This is a genomic window from Agrobacterium sp. CFBP 3001, assembly GCF_027871605.1.
In the GTDB taxonomy this organism is placed as follows: Bacteria; Pseudomonadota; Alphaproteobacteria; order Rhizobiales; family Rhizobiaceae; genus Agrobacterium; species Agrobacterium leguminum.
This window is the reverse complement of sequence record NZ_JAQAHD010000001.1, coordinates 380221-397766: the sequence shown is the minus strand read 5'-3', so window position 1 is coordinate 397766 and position 17546 is coordinate 380221. Positions and strand designations below refer to the sequence as shown.

At 59.6% G+C, this 17546-nt stretch carries 16 protein-coding genes; 8 read left to right on the top strand and 8 right to left on the bottom strand.

Features of this window, described 5'->3' with window-relative positions:
- The first annotated feature begins 106 nt into the window (after positions 1-106).
- The 7 genes from hisD to PH605_RS01930 all read left to right on the top strand — a co-directional run bounded on the left by hisD (position 107) and on the right by PH605_RS01930 (position 4605).
- On the top strand, positions 107-1405 hold the full coding sequence (gene hisD / locus PH605_RS01960) for a histidinol dehydrogenase (protein WP_142844032.1): 1299 nt from the start codon (positions 107-109) through the stop codon (positions 1403-1405).
- Between the two features lie 3 nt (positions 1406-1408).
- On the top strand, positions 1409-1882 hold the full coding sequence (locus PH605_RS01955; RefSeq protein ID WP_004432477.1) for a UPF0262 family protein: 474 nt from the start codon (positions 1409-1411) through the stop codon (positions 1880-1882).
- 2 nt (positions 1883-1884) lie between these two features.
- Complete coding sequence (locus PH605_RS01950) at positions 1885-2373, top strand: arsenate-mycothiol transferase ArsC (protein ID WP_004432476.1); 489 nt, start codon at positions 1885-1887, stop codon at positions 2371-2373.
- A 143-nt stretch (positions 2374-2516) separates the two neighbouring features.
- The gene (infA, locus tag PH605_RS01945) at positions 2517-2735 is read left to right on the top strand and encodes a translation initiation factor IF-1 (RefSeq protein ID WP_003503453.1); all 219 of its coding nucleotides are present in this window, start codon (positions 2517-2519) and stop codon (positions 2733-2735) included.
- A 33-nt stretch (positions 2736-2768) separates the two neighbouring features.
- Complete coding sequence (locus tag PH605_RS01940; protein ID WP_020010410.1) at positions 2769-3392, top strand: Maf-like protein; 624 nt, start codon at positions 2769-2771, stop codon at positions 3390-3392.
- A 3-nt stretch (positions 3393-3395) separates the two neighbouring features.
- Positions 3396-3623, top strand: a complete 228-nt coding sequence (gene yacG / locus PH605_RS01935) for a DNA gyrase inhibitor YacG (protein ID WP_065654468.1) — start codon at positions 3396-3398, stop codon at positions 3621-3623.
- Between the two features lie 148 nt (positions 3624-3771).
- On the top strand, positions 3772-4605 hold the full coding sequence (locus tag PH605_RS01930) for a DUF6030 family protein (RefSeq protein WP_161987686.1): 834 nt from the start codon (positions 3772-3774) through the stop codon (positions 4603-4605).
- A 12-nt stretch (positions 4606-4617) separates the two neighbouring features.
- Here the strand turns inward: PH605_RS01930 and galE are convergent, their stop codons facing one another.
- The 3 genes from galE to mscL form a co-directional block, all read right to left on the bottom strand.
- Positions 4618-5649: a UDP-glucose 4-epimerase GalE gene (galE, locus tag PH605_RS01925; protein ID WP_142844033.1), complete on the bottom strand. Its 1032-nt coding sequence runs from the start codon at positions 5647-5649 to the stop codon at positions 4618-4620.
- Between the two features lie 327 nt (positions 5650-5976).
- Complete coding sequence (locus PH605_RS01920) at positions 5977-7143, bottom strand: pyridoxal phosphate-dependent aminotransferase (RefSeq protein WP_078051268.1); 1167 nt, start codon at positions 7141-7143, stop codon at positions 5977-5979.
- Positions 7144-7297: 154 nt separating this feature from the next.
- Positions 7298-7726, bottom strand: a complete 429-nt coding sequence (gene mscL, locus PH605_RS01915) for a large conductance mechanosensitive channel protein MscL (protein ID WP_080855948.1) — start codon at positions 7724-7726, stop codon at positions 7298-7300.
- A gap of 219 nt (positions 7727-7945) precedes the next feature.
- Here mscL and PH605_RS01910 point away from each other — a divergent pair, with 219 nt between their 5' ends.
- Positions 7946-11455: a PAS domain-containing hybrid sensor histidine kinase/response regulator gene (locus PH605_RS01910; RefSeq protein ID WP_142844034.1), complete on the top strand. Its 3510-nt coding sequence runs from the start codon at positions 7946-7948 to the stop codon at positions 11453-11455.
- 55 nt (positions 11456-11510) lie between these two features.
- Here the strand turns inward: PH605_RS01910 and PH605_RS01905 are convergent, their stop codons facing one another.
- The 5 genes from PH605_RS01905 to cheT all read right to left on the bottom strand — a co-directional run bounded on the left by PH605_RS01905 (position 11511) and on the right by cheT (position 17543).
- Complete coding sequence (locus PH605_RS01905; protein ID WP_078051270.1) at positions 11511-13358, bottom strand: methyl-accepting chemotaxis protein; 1848 nt, start codon at positions 13356-13358, stop codon at positions 11511-11513.
- Positions 13359-13490: 132 nt separating this feature from the next.
- Positions 13491-14192, bottom strand: a complete 702-nt coding sequence (visR, locus tag PH605_RS01900; protein ID WP_003522758.1) for a transcriptional regulator VisR — start codon at positions 14190-14192, stop codon at positions 13491-13493.
- Positions 14193-14245: 53 nt separating this feature from the next.
- Positions 14246-14977: a transcriptional regulator VisN gene (gene visN, locus PH605_RS01895; protein ID WP_065654475.1), complete on the bottom strand. Its 732-nt coding sequence runs from the start codon at positions 14975-14977 to the stop codon at positions 14246-14248.
- 370 nt (positions 14978-15347) lie between these two features.
- On the bottom strand, positions 15348-17030 hold the full coding sequence (gene fliF / locus PH605_RS01890; protein ID WP_035262795.1) for a flagellar basal-body MS-ring/collar protein FliF: 1683 nt from the start codon (positions 17028-17030) through the stop codon (positions 15348-15350).
- A gap of 129 nt (positions 17031-17159) precedes the next feature.
- Positions 17160-17543, bottom strand: coding sequence for a chemotaxis protein CheT (cheT, locus tag PH605_RS01885; RefSeq protein WP_035262798.1), 384 nt, complete (start codon positions 17541-17543; stop codon positions 17160-17162).
- Positions 17544-17546 lie beyond the last annotated feature (3 nt).

The window sequence follows — 17546 nt, the reverse complement described above, 5'->3', positions numbered from 1 at the left end:
CTTTCGTCACCGTTTCGATTTATGCCACATACCAGAGCCGCAATTTTTCTGCGGAAGTTCGTGCACCTCGCGGGATCGCCCGCGGGGACAATGAAAGGGTAATGGCGTGGCAATCTGGCTGGAGCAGGCGTCGGCGGATTTCGAACAGAAATTCGCGGCCTTCCTGACAACCAAGAGAGAAGTTTCCGAAGACGTCAACGCAACCGTTCGCGACATCATCAACGATGTCCGCCATCGCGGCGATGCGGCCCTTGCCCATTATTCCCAGAAATTCGACGGCATCGATTTCACCAAGGTCTCGATGCGTGTCACGGCGGACGAGATCGATGCGGCCTTCGCCGCCGTCGACAAGAGCGTCATCGAGGCGCTTGAACTCGCTGCCCGGCGTATCGAAAAACACCATGCACGGCAGATGCCGAAGGATGATATTTACGAGGACGATATCGGCGTGGGTCTCGGCTCGCGCTGGACCGCCATCGAAGCCGTTGGCCTTTATGTGCCCGGCGGCACGGCGAGCTATCCAAGCTCGGTGCTGATGAATGCCGTGCCGGCGAAGGTTGCCGGCGTGGAGCGCATCGTCATGGTCGTTCCGGCCAATGGCGGCGCGGTCAATCCGGCGGTGCTGGCTGCGGCGCGTATTGCGGGCGTCGAGGAAATCTATCGCATCGGCGGCGCACAGGCCGTCGCCGCACTTGCCTATGGCACGGAAACCATCGCGCCGGTCGCCAAGATCGTCGGCCCCGGCAATGCCTATGTGGCGGCTGCAAAACGCCAGGTCTTCGGCACCGTCGGCATCGACATGATCGCCGGTCCCTCCGAAGTGCTGGTTATTGCCGACAGGGACAATGATCCCGACTGGCTCGCGGCCGATCTTCTGGCGCAGGCGGAGCATGATCGCGGCGCGCAATCCATCCTCATCACCGACAATGCCGAACTCGGCAAGGCCGTTGAAGCCGCTGTCGAGCGGCAGCTGAAGCGCCTGTCGCGCTCAGAGACGGCGGCGGCGAGCTGGGCCGATTTTGGCGCAATCATTCTGGTCGAAAAGCTCACCGACGCCATTCCGCTCGCCAACCGCATTGCCGCCGAGCATCTGGAGCTTGCCGTCGATGACCCGGATGCCCTGATGGCGCATATCCGCAATGCGGGCGCGATCTTCGTCGGACGCCATACGCCGGAAGTGATCGGCGATTATGTCGGCGGCTCCAACCACGTGCTTCCGACGGCGCGGTCGGCGCGCTTCTCCTCCGGGCTTTCGGTGCTGGATTTCGTCAAGCGCACCTCGATCCTGCGGCTTGGACCGGAGCAGCTGCGACAGCTCGCGCCCGCGGCCATCACCCTTGCCCGGTCCGAGGGACTGGACGCGCATGCGCGTTCCGTCTCCATTCGCCTCAATCCGGAAAGTTAAGCGATGGCTTCAGGCGATTTCCGGCTTTGCGACGTGGTACTGGACGACAGCATCGGCCGGTCCACGCCCGACGTGGAGCATGAACGCGCCGTCGCCATTTTCGACCTGATCGAAGAAAACAGCTTCGAACCCTTCGGCCATGATGGCGGCCCCTATCGGCTGCATATATCGCTGGTCGACGCCAAGTTGGTTTTTTCAATCCGCACCGAAGACGAGAAGGATGTCGCGACCCATATTCTGTCGCTGACGCCGTTCCGCCGCATCATCAAGGATTATTTCCTGATCTGCGAAAGCTATTACGAAGCGATCCGCTCCTCTACGCCGAGCCAGATCGAGGCGATCGACATGGGCCGGCGCGGCATTCACAATGATGGCTCGCAGACGCTGATGGACCGGCTTTCGGGCAAGATCAGGATCGATTTCGACACGGCGCGCCGCCTCTTCACCCTTGTCTGCGTGCTTTATTGGCGGGGTTAGAGATGATCGATCCTGCCGCAGCGCCAAACGAGGGACGAGCGCCCAAATCGGTCCTCTTCATGTGCGGCATGAACTCCATCCGTTCTCCCATGGCGGAGGTCATCGCCAAACGGCTGGTGGCGCCCGGGATCTACATCCAGTCCGCCGGGGTGCGGGCCGGCGAGCGCGATCCATTCGTGGATGCGGTGCTGGAAGAACAGGGTTTTTCGCTGGGCAAACACAAGCCGCGCACTCTGGACGAGATCGAGGATGATTTTTTCGATCTGATCATTACATTGACGCCGGAAGCCCATCACGCCGCACTGGAACTGACGCGCTCGAATTCGCTGGACGTGGTCTATTGGCCGACCATGGACCCAACGGTGATCACAGGCACGCGCGAGCAGATTCTCGACGCCTATCGCGAGGTGCGGGACCATCTGGCAAAGCTGATCTCGGAACGACTGCCGAGGCGGCAGCAGCCGGTGGCGGATACGCTTTCAAAAGACTGAAAACTGCCTCGGCCTGTTAAAATCAATCGCGATTTTCAAGCCGATGCTTTAGAGGTTCACAAATGTGCCGGGATTGTGTAGTTTCCGCGCAATTTTCCCGGACTCGATATGTCCGGCACTATCAACAGGAAGAAAACCCTTACATGACAAAAGAAGAAGTCCTTGAATTCCCGGGCATCGTAACCGAATTGCTGCCGAACGCAACATTCCGCGTGAAGCTTGAGAACGACCACGAAATCATCGCCCACACGGCGGGCCGCATGCGCAAGAACCGTATCCGCGTTCTGGCCGGCGACAAGGTGCTGGTCGAAATGACGCCTTACGACCTCACCAAGGGCCGCATCACCTATCGCTTCAAGTAATCCACCTTCCGCATCGGACGCCCGGGCAGCGCAATGACCAATTCAAAACAAAAGCTCGTTCTGGCATCCGGCTCGCCGCGGCGTCTGGAGCTGCTGCATCAGATCGGTATCGAACCGGCACGTCTGATGCCGATGGATATCGACGAGACGCCGGCCAAGCTCGAGCATCCGCGCACGCTCTGCCGCCGTCTGTCATTGCAGAAGGCGGAAGCCGCGCAGGCCGCGCTGAAGAACGAACAGGCGTGGAAAGACGCCTATGTTCTGGGATCCGATACGGTGGTCGCCGTTGGTCGCCGCATCGTCGGCAAGGCCGAATATACGGAAGAGGCCTCGGCGGCGCTGCATCTTCTTTCGGGACGCAGCCATTGGGTCTATACCGGCATCTGCCTTGTGACCCCCGGCGGCAAGATCCGCCAGAAGGTGGCGGAGACCAAGGTGCGCTTCAAGCGCCTCTCCACGAGGGAGATCGAGGCTTACATCGCGTCGGGCCAGTGGCGCGGCAAAGCGGGAGCCTATGGCATCCAGGGCATTGCCGGCGCATTCGTGCAGAAACTGACCGGCTCCTATACCAATGTCGTCGGCCTGCCGCTTTATGAAACCATGTCGCTTCTTTCCGGAGAAGGATTTGAGGTGACTTCGGGCTGGCTCGAAGGATAGGCCATGGCAAAGTCCCCCACCGAAGGCGCTGGAAACGTCACCCCGCTTCGCAAATCCCAGCCATGCCCTGAATGCGGGCGGCCCTCGACGCGCGAAGACTATCCTTTCTGCTCGGATCGCTGCCGCTCGCTCGATCTCGCCCGCTGGCTGAACGGCTCTTACGCCATTCCGGTTGCGGACGATGAAAGCAGCGCCGGCGGACAGGACGGCGGCAAGAATAACGCCGAATGAGAACCTGCACCGCCGGAAACTTCGGCGGTGATTACATAAGATTTTCAGAGCAACCGCTCGCACCACATATTCACCGGGTTGCCGACAGCCCGAAAAACCATATCAGAACCGGCTGACGCCTTTTTCCGCCAGCCCTTAAGGTCTTGCGATGGACGCAGGCTTGCAGAAGAGAGTGAGCCATGGCGCGCTGCTGTTTGCGGTGCTGGCCGTTTGCCTTGCCATAGGCGCAACGGTGCTGCTGGCCAATGACAAGAAGCACCTCAAAAGCCTGCTGGCCTATCTCAATCTGACGCCCGCCATACAATCCGCCACGCCACCGAAGATGAAGCCCGTCAAACGGCAGAAACTCGCCACCCAAAAAGTCTCTCTGCCGCCGCATCTGCTGAAGTTCGAGCAAGTGGGCGACAGAGCATCTTTCGCCCGCGATTTCGTTGTTTCCGGCAAGGAGCTTTGCGAGCGCTTTACAGCCGCAGGTTTCTCCAACCCGCAGGGCTGGCACGCCAGCCCGGTCAACATCCGCAGCTCCGAATGTATGGCCGATTTTGCGGCAGGAAACGCATCGGACCCGGCCGAGCGGGCATCGCTCTTTCTTGAAATAAGGGGCGAAGCGTCCGGAGAAATTCGCTCCATCAGGATGAAGGCCGTTGCGCCCATAACGCCGGACGGGACGGCCGTTCTGGCGAAGCTCGATGAAGCGCTCGCCATGATTATCGGACAGACACGCTGGGCCGATCTGGCGGACATGCTTGAGCCGGCGCGCCGGATGCAGCTCTATCAGGCACAACATTTCGGTATTTCGGTTTCCATGAAACCGGAACCGACGGCGCCGCATCGCCTGAACGTGATTTTGCTCGCAAGCGAACAATCGCCGGGATTGAAGCTGACACGCAGCTTCTTTGACAGGGATCGCTGGCTTAGCCCAGCCGCTCCACAGGATCGGCCGGCGCTCTATCCCTCCGTCAAAAAAGACCGTGTCCGGTGAGGCGAAGGCCGCTCAGCCTATTGCAGCCAGCTTGCGCCGCACCGGCGGAATCCTGTCGCTTTGCTGGGCCTGACGTTTGGCCTCCCACTGAAGTGCTGTGCGAACAATTGTCGCCAGATCGTTGAAGCGGGGACGCCAGCCCAGTTCCGACTGGATACGCGACGAATCCGCCACCATGGTCGCAATATCGCCCGGGCGACGCGGACAATGGATGATCGGAAAATCGCGTTCCGATTCCCGCTGCACCGCCTGCAGGACATCCAGAACCGAATAACCGACGCCATAACCGCAATTAAGCGTGCGGGTGCCGCCACCGGCGCGCAGATGCGCCATGGCCAGCATATGGGCGTCGATCAGGTCGCTGACGTGAATATAGTCGCGGACACCGGTGCCATCGGCGGTCGGGTAGTCCGTTCCGTAAACGTCCACCTGGTCGCGGCGACCGGTTGCGGCTTCACAGGCGACTTTGATGAGGTTGGCCACGCCCGTGGGCGAAGGCCCGGCGCGGCCCTGCGGGTCGGCTCCGGCGACGTTGAAATAACGCAGCGCCACATAATTGAAATCATGCGCCTGCACGACATCGCGCAGCATGATTTCAGAGGCGAGTTTCGACAGGCCGTAGGGGTTTTCCGGGCTGAGGATCGCGGTTTCAGGAACCGGGCCATTAAAGGGCTGGTTTCCATAGACGGCGGCTGTCGAGGAGAAAATGAAATTGCGGATGCCATGGGCGACCGCCGCAGCGACGAGGGCGCGGGTCGTGCCCGTATTGTTTTCGTAATATTCGAGCGGCTGGCTGATCGATTCAGGAACGCTGACAGAGCCCGCGAAGTGGAAAATGGTCTCGATCTGGTTTTCTTCGAAAATCTGGTCGAGCAGGGCGCGGTCCGCCGCATCGCCCAGATAAAAACGCGCCGCCGGCGCAACAGCCCAACGCGACCCCGTCGAAAGCCGGTCGACAACAACGACCTCTTCCCCGGCATCGAGCAAAGCCCACACCATGTGGCTTCCTATATAACCGGCCCCACCCGTGACCAGAACAGCCATGACACTACTTCCCTGTTTGCTTTTCTTAAGCTCATCAAAGCCAATAATTCTTCATCATTGATTACTTGCACAGCGAATACGCGACCAATCCCCCGCCCCATTTAAAAGGTGGCTTACGATTGGTTAGCGCAATGAAGTGCTTTTTATCGATTAGTGAAAATGTTCTCATAAATGGAACAAGGAGCGCATATCACAGAAAATCCCCCACGTCGATGGTTGCGCCGTGGGGTTGCAGTTTTAGGTCTTCGCTGTGATTTTGTTGTCGATTTCCCTACCGCAGCGCGATCCCGGCGCGGCAGGAGAAACCATTGCACGGAAAGCCGACGCTTACCTGCCGAGGATATAGGATGCCAGCCGGCCAGCCGCGTCTTCTATCTGCCTGGGGTTGCGCAGGAAGCAGGCCCGGAGAAACAGTTCCCCTCCCGGACCGAAGGCCGTGCCGGGCGCAAGACCAACCCCGGTCTTGTCGACGATATCGAGCGCCGTCGCCCGGCTGTCGGTTACGCCGTCAATCTTGAGAAAGGCGTAAAGGGCGCCGTCCGGCTTCAGGGTTTCCACACGGTTCGTCGCGATGAGCGCATCGCAGAGAATGTCGCGGGATGTCAGAGCGCGTTCGTAATTCTCACGGACAAAACCATCGCCGTGATCGAGGGCGGCGACCGCGCCGCGCTGCATGAATTGCGCCACGCCTGAGGTGGAATATTGAATGAGATTCTCGATCACCTGACCGATGGCCGGCGGGGCGACAAGCCAGCCGACGCGCCAGCCGGTCATGGACCAGTTCTTCGAGAAGGAATTGGCGAAGACGATCTTGTCTTCCGGCTCCATGACGTCGAGGAAGGACGGCGCACGGCTGCCGGAATAATGATAGAGCGCATAAATCTCGTCAGCGACGATCCACAGATCGTGTTTGCGGGCGAGAGCCAGAACGTCGCGGAGATTGTCGAGCGTCGCCGTCCAGCCGGTCGGGTTGGAGGGCGTATTGATGAAAAGTGCCTTCGTCTTATCCGTGATCGCGCTTTCCAGCCTGTTGATGTCGAGATCCCAGCGGCCGTCGCGGAAATCGATACCGACCGGAACCGCCTTCGCACCCGCCACGCCGATGGCGGCCACGATATTCGGCCATGTCGGAGACAGATAGACCATTTCGTCGCCCGGCGAGGTCAGCGCCTGCACGGCTAGCACGATGGCCTGCATACCGGAACCGGCAGCGTAGAAATGCTCCGGCGGCAGCGACGCCGCGAAATGGCGCTCGTAATAACGGCTCAGCGCCTGCCGCAGTTCGGGAATGCCACGCTGCCAGGTATAGAAGGTTTCGCCATTATTCAGCCCGTCGATGGCGGCCTGATTGATGAAGTCTGGGCTCGGCAGATCGCCTTCGCCAACCCAAAGCGGCAGGAGATTGTCCCGCCCCCGGGCATAATTCACGACTTCAACAATGCCGCTCTCGGGAGCCGCCAGAGAGCGCGCACTCAGACTGTTCAAAATGGACATTAAAGACACTCCGTTTGGTGCCTTCTTATCGCATCGAACCAGCCGTGTGCATGATATTCCGTGAGGCGATCATGGATTTTCTTTATGGGTCATCCCCGGCAGGAGATCGCCGGCCGCATGGGGCGGCACATCAGGCCGGGGACGATGACGACAATCAACGCGTCTTCAGCAGATCGCGGATTTCGGTGAGGAGCTTGACGTCTTCCGGCGGCGGTGCTGCTTCCGGCTTTTCCTCGACCTTCTTGCGCTCAACGGACTCACGAAGCTTGTTGACGCCCTTGACCATCAGGAAAATGATCCAGGCCAGGATAAGGAAGTTGATGAGAACCGTCAGAAAGTTGCCGTAGGCGAAGACGGCGCCCTGATCGCGGGCGGCGGCAAGCGACGTGGCGTTGACGCTGGAGCTCAGCGGCAGGAAGTAGTTCGAAAAATCGAACCCGCCGAAGATCGCGCCGACAATCGGCATGATGAGATCGTTGACGACGGAGTCGACGATCTTGCTGAAAGCCGCACCGATAATAACACCCACGGCCAGATCCATGACATTGCCGCGGGCAATGAAGGTTTTAAATTCGTTAAGCATTCAGATTGTCCCTCTCTCCTGCTTCGCGAGCTGAAGCTATGTGACTGTCCCTACGGGTCAAACCATATAGGGTACGGGCTTCATTTGGAATCCGCGGGATTGCATTTATTAGCTTTTTTGCACGCTCACCTTGAACTTTATGCTCAGACCGCGCTCATTCTCAACGGCGCGGAATTCGCCTATGCTTGATATCAGGGAATTCTTGCATGGGGAGGATGCGTGCTTCCTGGGTGGATCATATTCGGTTCGGCCTTCGCTTATGTCCTGCTGCTGTTTGCGGTTGCAAGCTATGGGGACAGGAAGAGCCGCAAAAGAAACGCTCCGAACAAGGGGCGTCCGTTCGTCTATGCGCTCAGCCTGGCGATTTATTGCACCTCCTGGACCTATTTCGGCGGTGTGGGGCTTGCGGCAGACAGGGGGCTGGAATTTCTCGGCATCTATACCGGCCCGATCCTTGCCTTCACCATCGGCATGCCGATCATCCGCCGCATCGTCGAACTGGCGAAAACGGAAAAGCTGACATCCGTTGCGGATTTCATCGCCGCCCGTTACGGCAAGAACTCCACAGTGGCGATGATCGTCGCCATCATCGCTCTCGTCGGCGCCATTCCCTATATCGCGCTGCAACTGAAAGCCGTTTCCAGCTCGGTGGCGACGATGGTCGATCCCGGCGATTACGGCATTGGCAGCGGCAATCTTTATTTCCTCGATCTGCCGCTGGTCGTCACCATCGTGATGGCGGGGTTTGCCGTCATGTTCGGCACCCGCCACACCGATGCCACCGAACATCAGGACGGGCTCATTCTGGCGATCTCGATGGAATCGCTGGTCAAGCTCGTCGCCATGTGCACCGTCGGCTTTTATGTGCTCTTCGTGCTCTTCGACGGTCCCGTGCATCTGTGGCAGCTCGCCTCCGATAACGAACAGGCCATGCGGGCCATATCCTATCACACGCCCGTCAGCCGCTGGATCGTTATGACCCTGCTTTCCGGCTTCGCCATCATCCTGCTGCCGCGCCAGTTCCACGTTACCGTGGTTGAAAACCGCACGCCGCAGGAGCTGCGCATGGCTGGGTTCCTGCTGCCGCTTTATCTCATCGCGATCAACATCTTCGTGCTGCCGATAGCGCTGGCCGGCATTCTGACGCTCGGCGCCAATGGCGATGCCGATCTCTACGTGCTGCAATTGCCGCTCAATCACCAAATGCCGGTCGTGTCGCTGATCACCTTCATCGGTGGATTTTCGGCGGCGACCGCGATGGTGATCGTCGCCTCGGTGGCGTTATCGATCATGATTTCCAACGATATCGTCATGCCGATCTTCCTGCGGCAGAAGCTCCTGAACCGTTCTCCGCACCGGGACGACTTCGCCAAGACGCTGCTCAACATCCGCAGGACGGCAATCTTTGCGGTGCTGCTTCTGGGCTATGGCTATTATCGCGCCGCCGACAGCGCCACGGGCCTCGCCTCCATCGGCCTTCTCGCATTCGCCGCCATTGCGCAGATGGCCCCTGCCTTGTTCGGCGGGCTGTTCTGGCGGCGCGCCAACGCGCGCGGCGCAATCGCCGGCTTAAGTTCCGGCTTTTTCGTCTGGGCCTATCTGCTGTTCCTGCCAAGCTTCGGTGGGCCGGATAATTCCGAGGTCGCGGCGAATATTCTCGGCTTCCTGTTTTCCGGCAGCACGGTGTTCAATGGGCCTGAAGCCGACCCGTTCGTGAATGCGGTCATTCTCAGCCTGCTCGTCAACAGCCTTGCCTTCGTGCTCGGCTCGCTTTCGCGCAATCCGAGGCCGGTGGAGCGCATCCAGTCCGGCATCTTCGTCAAGCGCCACTCGAAATCGCAATTTGCGACACGCGGCTGGAAAACCCGTGTCAGCGTCGGCGACCTCAAAAGCGCGGTGGCGCGCTATCTTGGCGAAGAGCGCATGCTGCGGTCACTCGCGACCTATGAAAAGACGGCGGGCAGGAAGCTCAATGACGATCAGCCGGCGGACATGGCGCTGATCCATTTCTCCGAACAGTTGCTGGGCAGCGCCATCGGCTCCTCCTCAGCCCGCCTGGTCCTTTCGATCATTCTTCAGAAGGCGGAAGATACCAGTGCGGACACGGCATGGCTGCTCGATCAGGCAAGCGAGGCCCTGCAATATAATCAGGACATGCTGCAAACGGCGCTCGCCCAGATGGATCAGGGCATTGCGGTTTTCGACAGTTCGCAGCAGCTGACCATCTGGAACCGGCGCTTCCGCACGCTGCTGGATTTGCCCGAGCAATTCGGGCAGGTCGGCGTACCGCTGACGGATATCGTTTCGATGCTGCAGGAACGGGGCGATATGCCTGATGGCGACACGAATGAGCTGATTACCAGCTTCCTGACCATGGACCTGCCCTTCTCGCTGGTGCTGGCGGGCGGCGAGCGCATCATCGAAGTGCGCTCCAACACCATGCCGGACAAGGGCATCGTCGCCACCTTCACCGATATCACCCAGCGTGTGGCGAGCGATCAGGCGCTGAAACAGGCAAACGAGACGCTGGAGCAGCGCGTGGCGGAGCGAACCGTGGAGCTTACCCGCGTCAACCGGGAACTGGCAGAAGCGCGAGCATCCGCCGACGAGGCTAATATCGGCAAGACACGGTTTTTCGCCGCCGCCGGCCACGATATTCTCCAGCCGCTGAATGCCGCCCGCCTCTATTCCTCCTCCCTGGTCGAACGGCTTGGCGCATCGGGAGAAAGCGATCTCGTCCACAATATTGATTCGGCGCTGGAATCGGTCGAAACCATTCTCGGCGCGGTTCTCGATATTTCCCGTCTCGACACCGGCTCGATGAAGGCGCGCATGACATCCGTGCCGCTGAATGAGCTGCTGAAACGCATCGAAACCGATTTCGCGCCGATGGCGCAGGAAAAGAACCTCGACCTTGTGGTCATGCCAACCTCGCTCACGGTCCGCTCCGACCCCAATCTCCTGCGGCGTCTGATACAGAATCTCGTTTCCAACGCCATCAAATACACGTTGAAGGGCAAGGTGGTCGTCGGTGCGCGCCGCCGGGGCGGCGAAGTGGTCATTCAGGTGACGGATTCCGGTATCGGCATTCCCTCTTCCAAGTTTCGCACTGTCTTCAAGGAATTCGCCCGATTGGACGAGGGCGCAAGAACAGCATCCGGCCTCGGGCTCGGTCTTTCGATCGTCGATCGGCTGTCGCGCATGCTGCACCATCCGGTACAGCTGATTTCCACCCCGGGAAAAGGCACGACCTTTCGCATCCACCTGCCGCGCGAGGCGGATCGCCTCGTACCGGCCAAAGCCGATAGTGGAATAACCCGTCGGGCAGCCAGCGACCGCCTTCAGGGCGTCCGGGTGCTCTGCATCGACAACGAGCCGAAAATCCTCGAGGGCATGACGCTGCTCTTGACCGGATGGGGTTGTGAGGTTTTACCCGCAGGTTCCGTGGCGACGCTTGAGGAACCCTTCCTCACTTTGGCCGAAGCCCCCGACGTCATCGTCGCCGATTACCATCTGGACGATGGCGACGGCATCAGCGCCATCCGCCTCATCAGGACATTTTACGGCAAGACGATCCCTGCCCTGCTGGTGACGGCGGACCGCAGCCCGGAAGTGCGCAGCGATGCCGAAAAATACGGGATTTCGGTTCAGCACAAACCGGTCAAACCGGCAGCGCTGCGGGCCTATATCAACCAGATATCCAGTACTGTGCGGGCAGCGGCCGAATAAAAACTCCCGGACCTTGCGATCCGGGAGCGGTTTTGACCTTCAAAAAACAGACCTATCAGGCCGCCTGATTGTAGCGATCCCTGCCGGTCGCCGAACCCTGCTCCATCTGGAACCGCTGCACCAGATCGAGCAGCGCTTCCACCTCGCCGGAAAGCACCCGGCTGGCCGCGCTCGACTGTTCGGCAAGCGCCGCATTCTGCTGCGTCATCTGGTCCATCTGGTTGACGGAGCTGTTGACGTTATGAAGCGCGGAGGACTGGTCCTGCGTGGCCGTCGCGATGGTTTCGACATGCTGGCTGACGGTAACGATCTGCTGGCTGATGGCGGAAAGAACCGTGCCCGCCTCCTGCACCAGCTTCGAGCCGGAGCTGACCTCATGCGTCGACTGGTTGATGAGCTGCTTGATCTCGCGGGCCGCGTCGGCGGAGCGCTGGGCAAGCTCGCGCACTTCCTGCGCCACCACAGCGAAACCCTTGCCCGCCTCACCCGCGCGCGCCGCCTCAATGCCCGCATTCAGGGCTAGGAGGTTGGTCTGGAAGGCGATGTCGTCGATGACCTCGATGATCTGCTCGATCTTGCGCGAGGCGTCTTCGATGCGGCCCATGGCGTCGACGGCGTTGCTGACGACCGAACCGGAACTGTCGGCGCTCTGCTTGGTGATGCGCACGGCCTCATTGGCCTCCCGCGCCCGTTCAGCCGACGATCTGACCGTGACGGTGATTTCGTCCACGGCGGCGGCGGTCTCTTCCAGCGAGGCGGCCTGATTTTCGGTGCGCTTCGACAGATCGACCGACGATTGCTCGATTTCAAAGCCGCTATGCTGGATGATGAGCGTGCGCTCGCGGATCTGCCCCAGCGCATCGCGCAGGTTGAGAAGAGATTCGTTGAAATCCGTGCGCAGACGATCAAGACGACCAGCGAAAGGAGTCTCGATCGTGCGGCTCAGATCGCCACGCGAGAGCCTGCCGAGGCCGGAAGCAATCTCGCTGACCGCAAACTCGATCTGCCCGTCGAGCTCCTGTTTCTCGGCGTCGTTGCGGTGACGTTCGGACTCGGCGGCGGAGCGTTCCTCGGCGCTTTTGCCCTCAATCGCCAGTTTCTCGATCGCATTCTCGCGGAAAATCACCAGCGCGCGGGCGATGTTGCCGAATTCATTGGTGTTGGTGGCATATGGGATCGGCGTGTCGAGATTGCCGTCCGAAAGGGACTTCACCGCATCGGTCAGCTTGCCAAGCGGCTGAAGCGTGCGCTTGATGACGAAATAGGCGAGCAATCCGACGCCGAGCATGGCGAGCGCGCCGCAGATCAGCATCATGTCGCGCAGGCTGTATATCTGCGCATCGTAGACATCCATGGGAACGCCCACGAACAGGATGCCGACGGTTGCGCCGGTCTTGTTCGTAACTGGCATATAACCGGTCATGTAGCTGGTGCCGAACAGCGTGGCGGTGCCAAAATAGGCCTCACCCTTGGAGACTTTCGCAAAAGCGGGATGATCGGTAGCAAGCTTGGTGCCGGCTGCTCTCTCGCCCTTTTCGTTCTTCAGATTGGTGGTCATGCGAATGAACTCGCCGCCCTTGGCTTCAAACACGGTAGAAATACCGCCGTTACCGGCTGCGGTGCGGTCGACGAGATCATTGTCGCGCATCGTTCCGATGCTGGCGCGACCCACACTTTTGAGGTCCCCATCCACCATTTCGAGGGCGACGCCGCCGACCTTCAGTTCGTAAAGGATCGCCATGCTGCGCATTGCGCTGTGCGTATCACGCAGCGCGGTGGTGATGATGTTGTCCTTCAAGCGAATGTAGGTCGAAAAACCAACTGCCGCCACGCTGAGCGTGATCAGGCCGATCGTCAACGCGACGACCTTGCCGGCAACGGACTTAAAGAGCCGGTTGTGCATGAAACAGTTCCCCAAAGCCAAACTTATAAAAGTTCTAGTAGGCAACTGTTAAAAAAACGCGAAGCGTCGATAGCGCCTTTTAGGGGGGCACAAGCCGGCCGGCTTATGAGGGACGGGAAAACCCGTCCGCCATCAGTGGATATAACCGAGCCGGATGGCCTTGGCGATCGCCTGGATACGGTTGACGGAATCGAGCTTGATCGTCGCCGAACCGAGATAGGCGTTGACGGTGTGCACGGAAAGCCCGAGCTTTACCGCGATTTCTTCGCTGATACGGCCGTCCCCCGCCAGTTGCAGGCAGGCGATTTCCCTCTCGCTCAGCGCCTCGGAAGGCGCCGCCTTGCGCTCGTCCAGCGCCAGCATGTCCACCATGATCTCGCAGCATTTGATGTGCTGTTCGATCACGACCTCATTGTCGAGAACGAGGTTGGTGCCGCAGAACACAATGTAACCGTTGCCGATGGTGCCGAGCCGCACCGGGAGCGCCAGCCCCGCATAGGGCAATGTGTCGTTCTCGATACGGCGCAGAAGTGCGGGCACATCGGGAAGATCGGCAAAGCCGCCGGCATTCTTGTTGCGCCAGATGACCGGCAGGAGCGATGTCTCGATATGATCGAGAAGAATGTCGCCGACGGCGCGGATGAACTGCGCGCTCTGCTCTGCGGCATTCATGCCCCAGTTTTCCAGCTCGCAGGTCAGCTTCTTCTTGTTCGGGAAACCGGAAGCCGCAGCCTTCGTCACCACGAAATTTCGCGCGCCGACCAGCTTCTGCATGGCGACGAGCTTCGGAAAAAGATCCGACCGGCTCGTCACGACAGGGCTGCGGTAAAACATGCCAGTCTGACCTGAACCCTCATTGTCTTTCGTCTGTACCATCCGTCCGACCATTATACGAGGTTGTTGCGCACGGCGTAGGCAATTGCCTCCGAGCGGGTTTTCGTCGCGGTTTTACGCATCACGCTTGTAATGTAATTATTGATCGTATTGCGCGAAATGCCAAGGATCATCGCAATTTCATCGCTCGTCTTGCCTTCCGCGATCCAGAACAGGCATTCGAGCTCGCGCTCCGTGAGATCGATATCGCGCACGGTTTTTGCTTCGCTGGCAATGCCGAAGCTGACGCAATAGCCCGTCAGCAAAGCGATTTCGCGCAGCCTTTCCGGCGAAGGCACCGCTTCTTCGGGAAACAGCAGCAGCAGCGAAAGCCGGATGCGCCCCACGCAGAAAGACAGCGCCGAATATTGCCGGTCTATGCCGTAGGGAACCGAAACATCGTCGGGAAGGAAGAGCAGCCGCGGCTGCAGAAGCGAAAGGCATTTCTCCATTTCGCTCGATCTGTTCTGGCTGTTGGCCAGTTCGACACCAAGCCTGCGGACCAGATCAAAAGGCCAGTCGGAGGTGACGATGAATTTCAGTCCGGTTTCTTCGAGAAGATCATCCCGCGCCAGCAGATAATGCGAGGCGCCAGCGTAGGTTACGAGCAGATCCAATGCGCCTGCAACGTTACCGGCAGCAGCCGTGGCTGCGACGTTTTTAGCAAGCTGATCGCGCGGCAAGGGTTTACCCATGCCCTCCATAGGCTTGGCAGATAGCCTGCGGATATCAACATCGACTTTCAATCGCCTACGCCCTCTTGCTCCCAGTGGGAGATTATACCTCGGGATGGAATCATTCCATTCGAGAAGCTTACCAAAATGGGACGGCAAGCCCCCGGAGACCGAATCACTTCATTTTATGGAACGGACTGGGATTTGCCATTACCTGACACCAGCCTTTCCACGTATTTCCCTGCTCGTCTATTACTAAAAAAACATACTGAAAAGCTGTTCAATCCATAAACGGCATTCTCAGCCAATTCCCAGCAAACTGTATCGTTGCTGAATTTTTTGTAAACACTGTCCTGAAACGAGACTGCCACGGCTCGCCCGCCAAGCATAGTGAAAAGCCCAAAAACGGAAAAAAGGCCGGGTAAAACCGGCCTTTTCGATATTATGCTGCTTTTTCCACCGCCCATTTGCGCAGGATCTTGGCGGCCCTTTCCTCGCTGATTTCCACCATGCGGGAGAGCCTGCGTTCCGGTCCTTCGCGAACCCGGCGGTTGAATGTGCCCTCGCCATCGCCGCCCGCCAGAAGGTCGTCGGTGCTGTCGAAGCCGAAATCCGCCCCGAAACCTTCCATGAGACCGCCTGCGCCCGCATCCATGCCGGGAGAGAAATCCGGCAGTTCGAGACCGGCGGCCTCCTGGCTGAGCTGGCCTGCGGCGGCACCGTTGCCGGTCACCGTGCGGACCAGAGGGCGTACGCCGAGCCAGACGACAAGGAAGGCAACCGCGACAAAGGCGAGCGAGTTGATGATGCCGGCGGAATTGCGGCTCAGCACTTCCATGATGCCCGGGCCGGTTGCGGCCTCATCCAGCAATTGCGTTTCGAGGAAGTCCATCGCCGTCAGCGAGACGATGTCGCCACGGTCGGAGGAAATGCCTGCCGCCGAAGTGACGATCTTCTGCATTTCGGCAAGATAGGCGTCGATCTTCGCCTGATCGGCGGGCTCGCCGACCATCTTGGCGATCCGGCCCTTGTTGACGACGACCGCGACCGAAATCTTCTCGACAGTGTAGCCGTTCTTGACCGTGGCTACCGTCTTGGAATTGATCTCGTAATTGGTCTGCTCTTCCTTCTTGGCCGACTGGTCGGAGGACTGCGGACCGCCGCCGCCGCCCTGGGGTGCTGCCTGCGGTACGTTCTGTTCCACGGTCGCGGCCGTGTCCGGCTGCGTTTCCTGGGACTTCTGGTCTTCCTTCACCGTGCGCACGGAGCGCTCAACGCGCGATTCCGGATCGTAGACGGTTTCCTGAATCTGACGGCTGTCGGTATTGAGCTGCGCCGTGACGCTGGAGCGGAAATTGTCCATGCCGAGGAAAGGCGCCAGCGCCTTGTCGATATTGGTTTCGATTTCCTGCTGCACATTCTGCGCCAGCGTCAATGAGCGGTTCATGGCTGCATTGGTGACATCATCGCCGGAAGCGAGAAGCTGGCCGGTCGAATCAAGCAGGGTCACATCATCGACTTCAAGGCCGGGAACGGCCGAGGCGACGAGGTGGCGGATGGATGCGGACGCCTTGCGGCCGGCCGAAGCACTGGCGCGAATCATCACCGATGCGGTGGGCTTCTGTTCGCCACGGCGGAAATTGCCGACGTCAGGCATGACGATATGGACGCGTGCGGCCGCAATGCCGTCAATCTGCTGGATGGAGCGGCCGATCTCGCCCTCAAGGGCGCGAACGCGCGTCACTTCCTGCATGAAGGAGGTCAGGCCGAGAGAGCCGACATTGTCGAAAAGCTCATAACCGGCATTGGCGCTGTCGGGCAGGCCGCGCTCAGCCAGAAGCAATCTTGCCTTGCTGGTGAGGCCGACGGGAACCTGAAGGCTGGAACCATCGGTCCCCACCTGAAAGTCCAGACCCGATTCGGCAAGCGCAATGCTGATCTTGTTAAGGTCGCTTTTTTCAAGCCCCACGTAGAGGGTCTCGTAAGCGGGACGGTTCACGTAAAGAGCTGCGGCAAGGATGATGGCCATGGACACAACGCCCACGCCGCCCAGCATCAGCAGCCGTGTCTGCCCCAGCGCCGCGACATTCTTTAAGACCTGAGGGATTTGATTTAACAGATTCATTCTGTTCCGCACCGTCATTCATAGAGTCCGAGACCTTTTGGCCCCGTCGTGACAATAGGGTGCGAAGCTTGCGCGAGCGTTGCCTTTCTCCGCATTCCGCGAAGGACGGCAACGCTGGCCGAAATAGTTCTAGAAGAGGTCGAAGTCGCCCGATGCCTTGTCGAGCGGCTGGGAATGGCCATGGCGGAAGGCCGCGCCGAGCGCCTTCTGCATTTCGGCCAGCTTGACGAGGCTTAGGGCGGTGGAAACATCCACGATCCAGTCTCCGGGGATGGAACCGGTGATGGTATCGATGAATTCCGCAAGGCCGCGGGTTTTCTGGACGGCAAGGTCGATGCCCTGCAACAGCTTGACGCCTTCACTGGACAATTGACCGCTGGTCACTTCAAGCAATTGCGGCTCGATGCGCTCGATGAGATAGGCGACGTCGTGCAGTTCCGATACCACGCGCATCAGAACGTCCGGCAGGGCTTCTTCGAACGGAGTGGCGGCGGTGTGCTCTGCAAGCTGCATTGG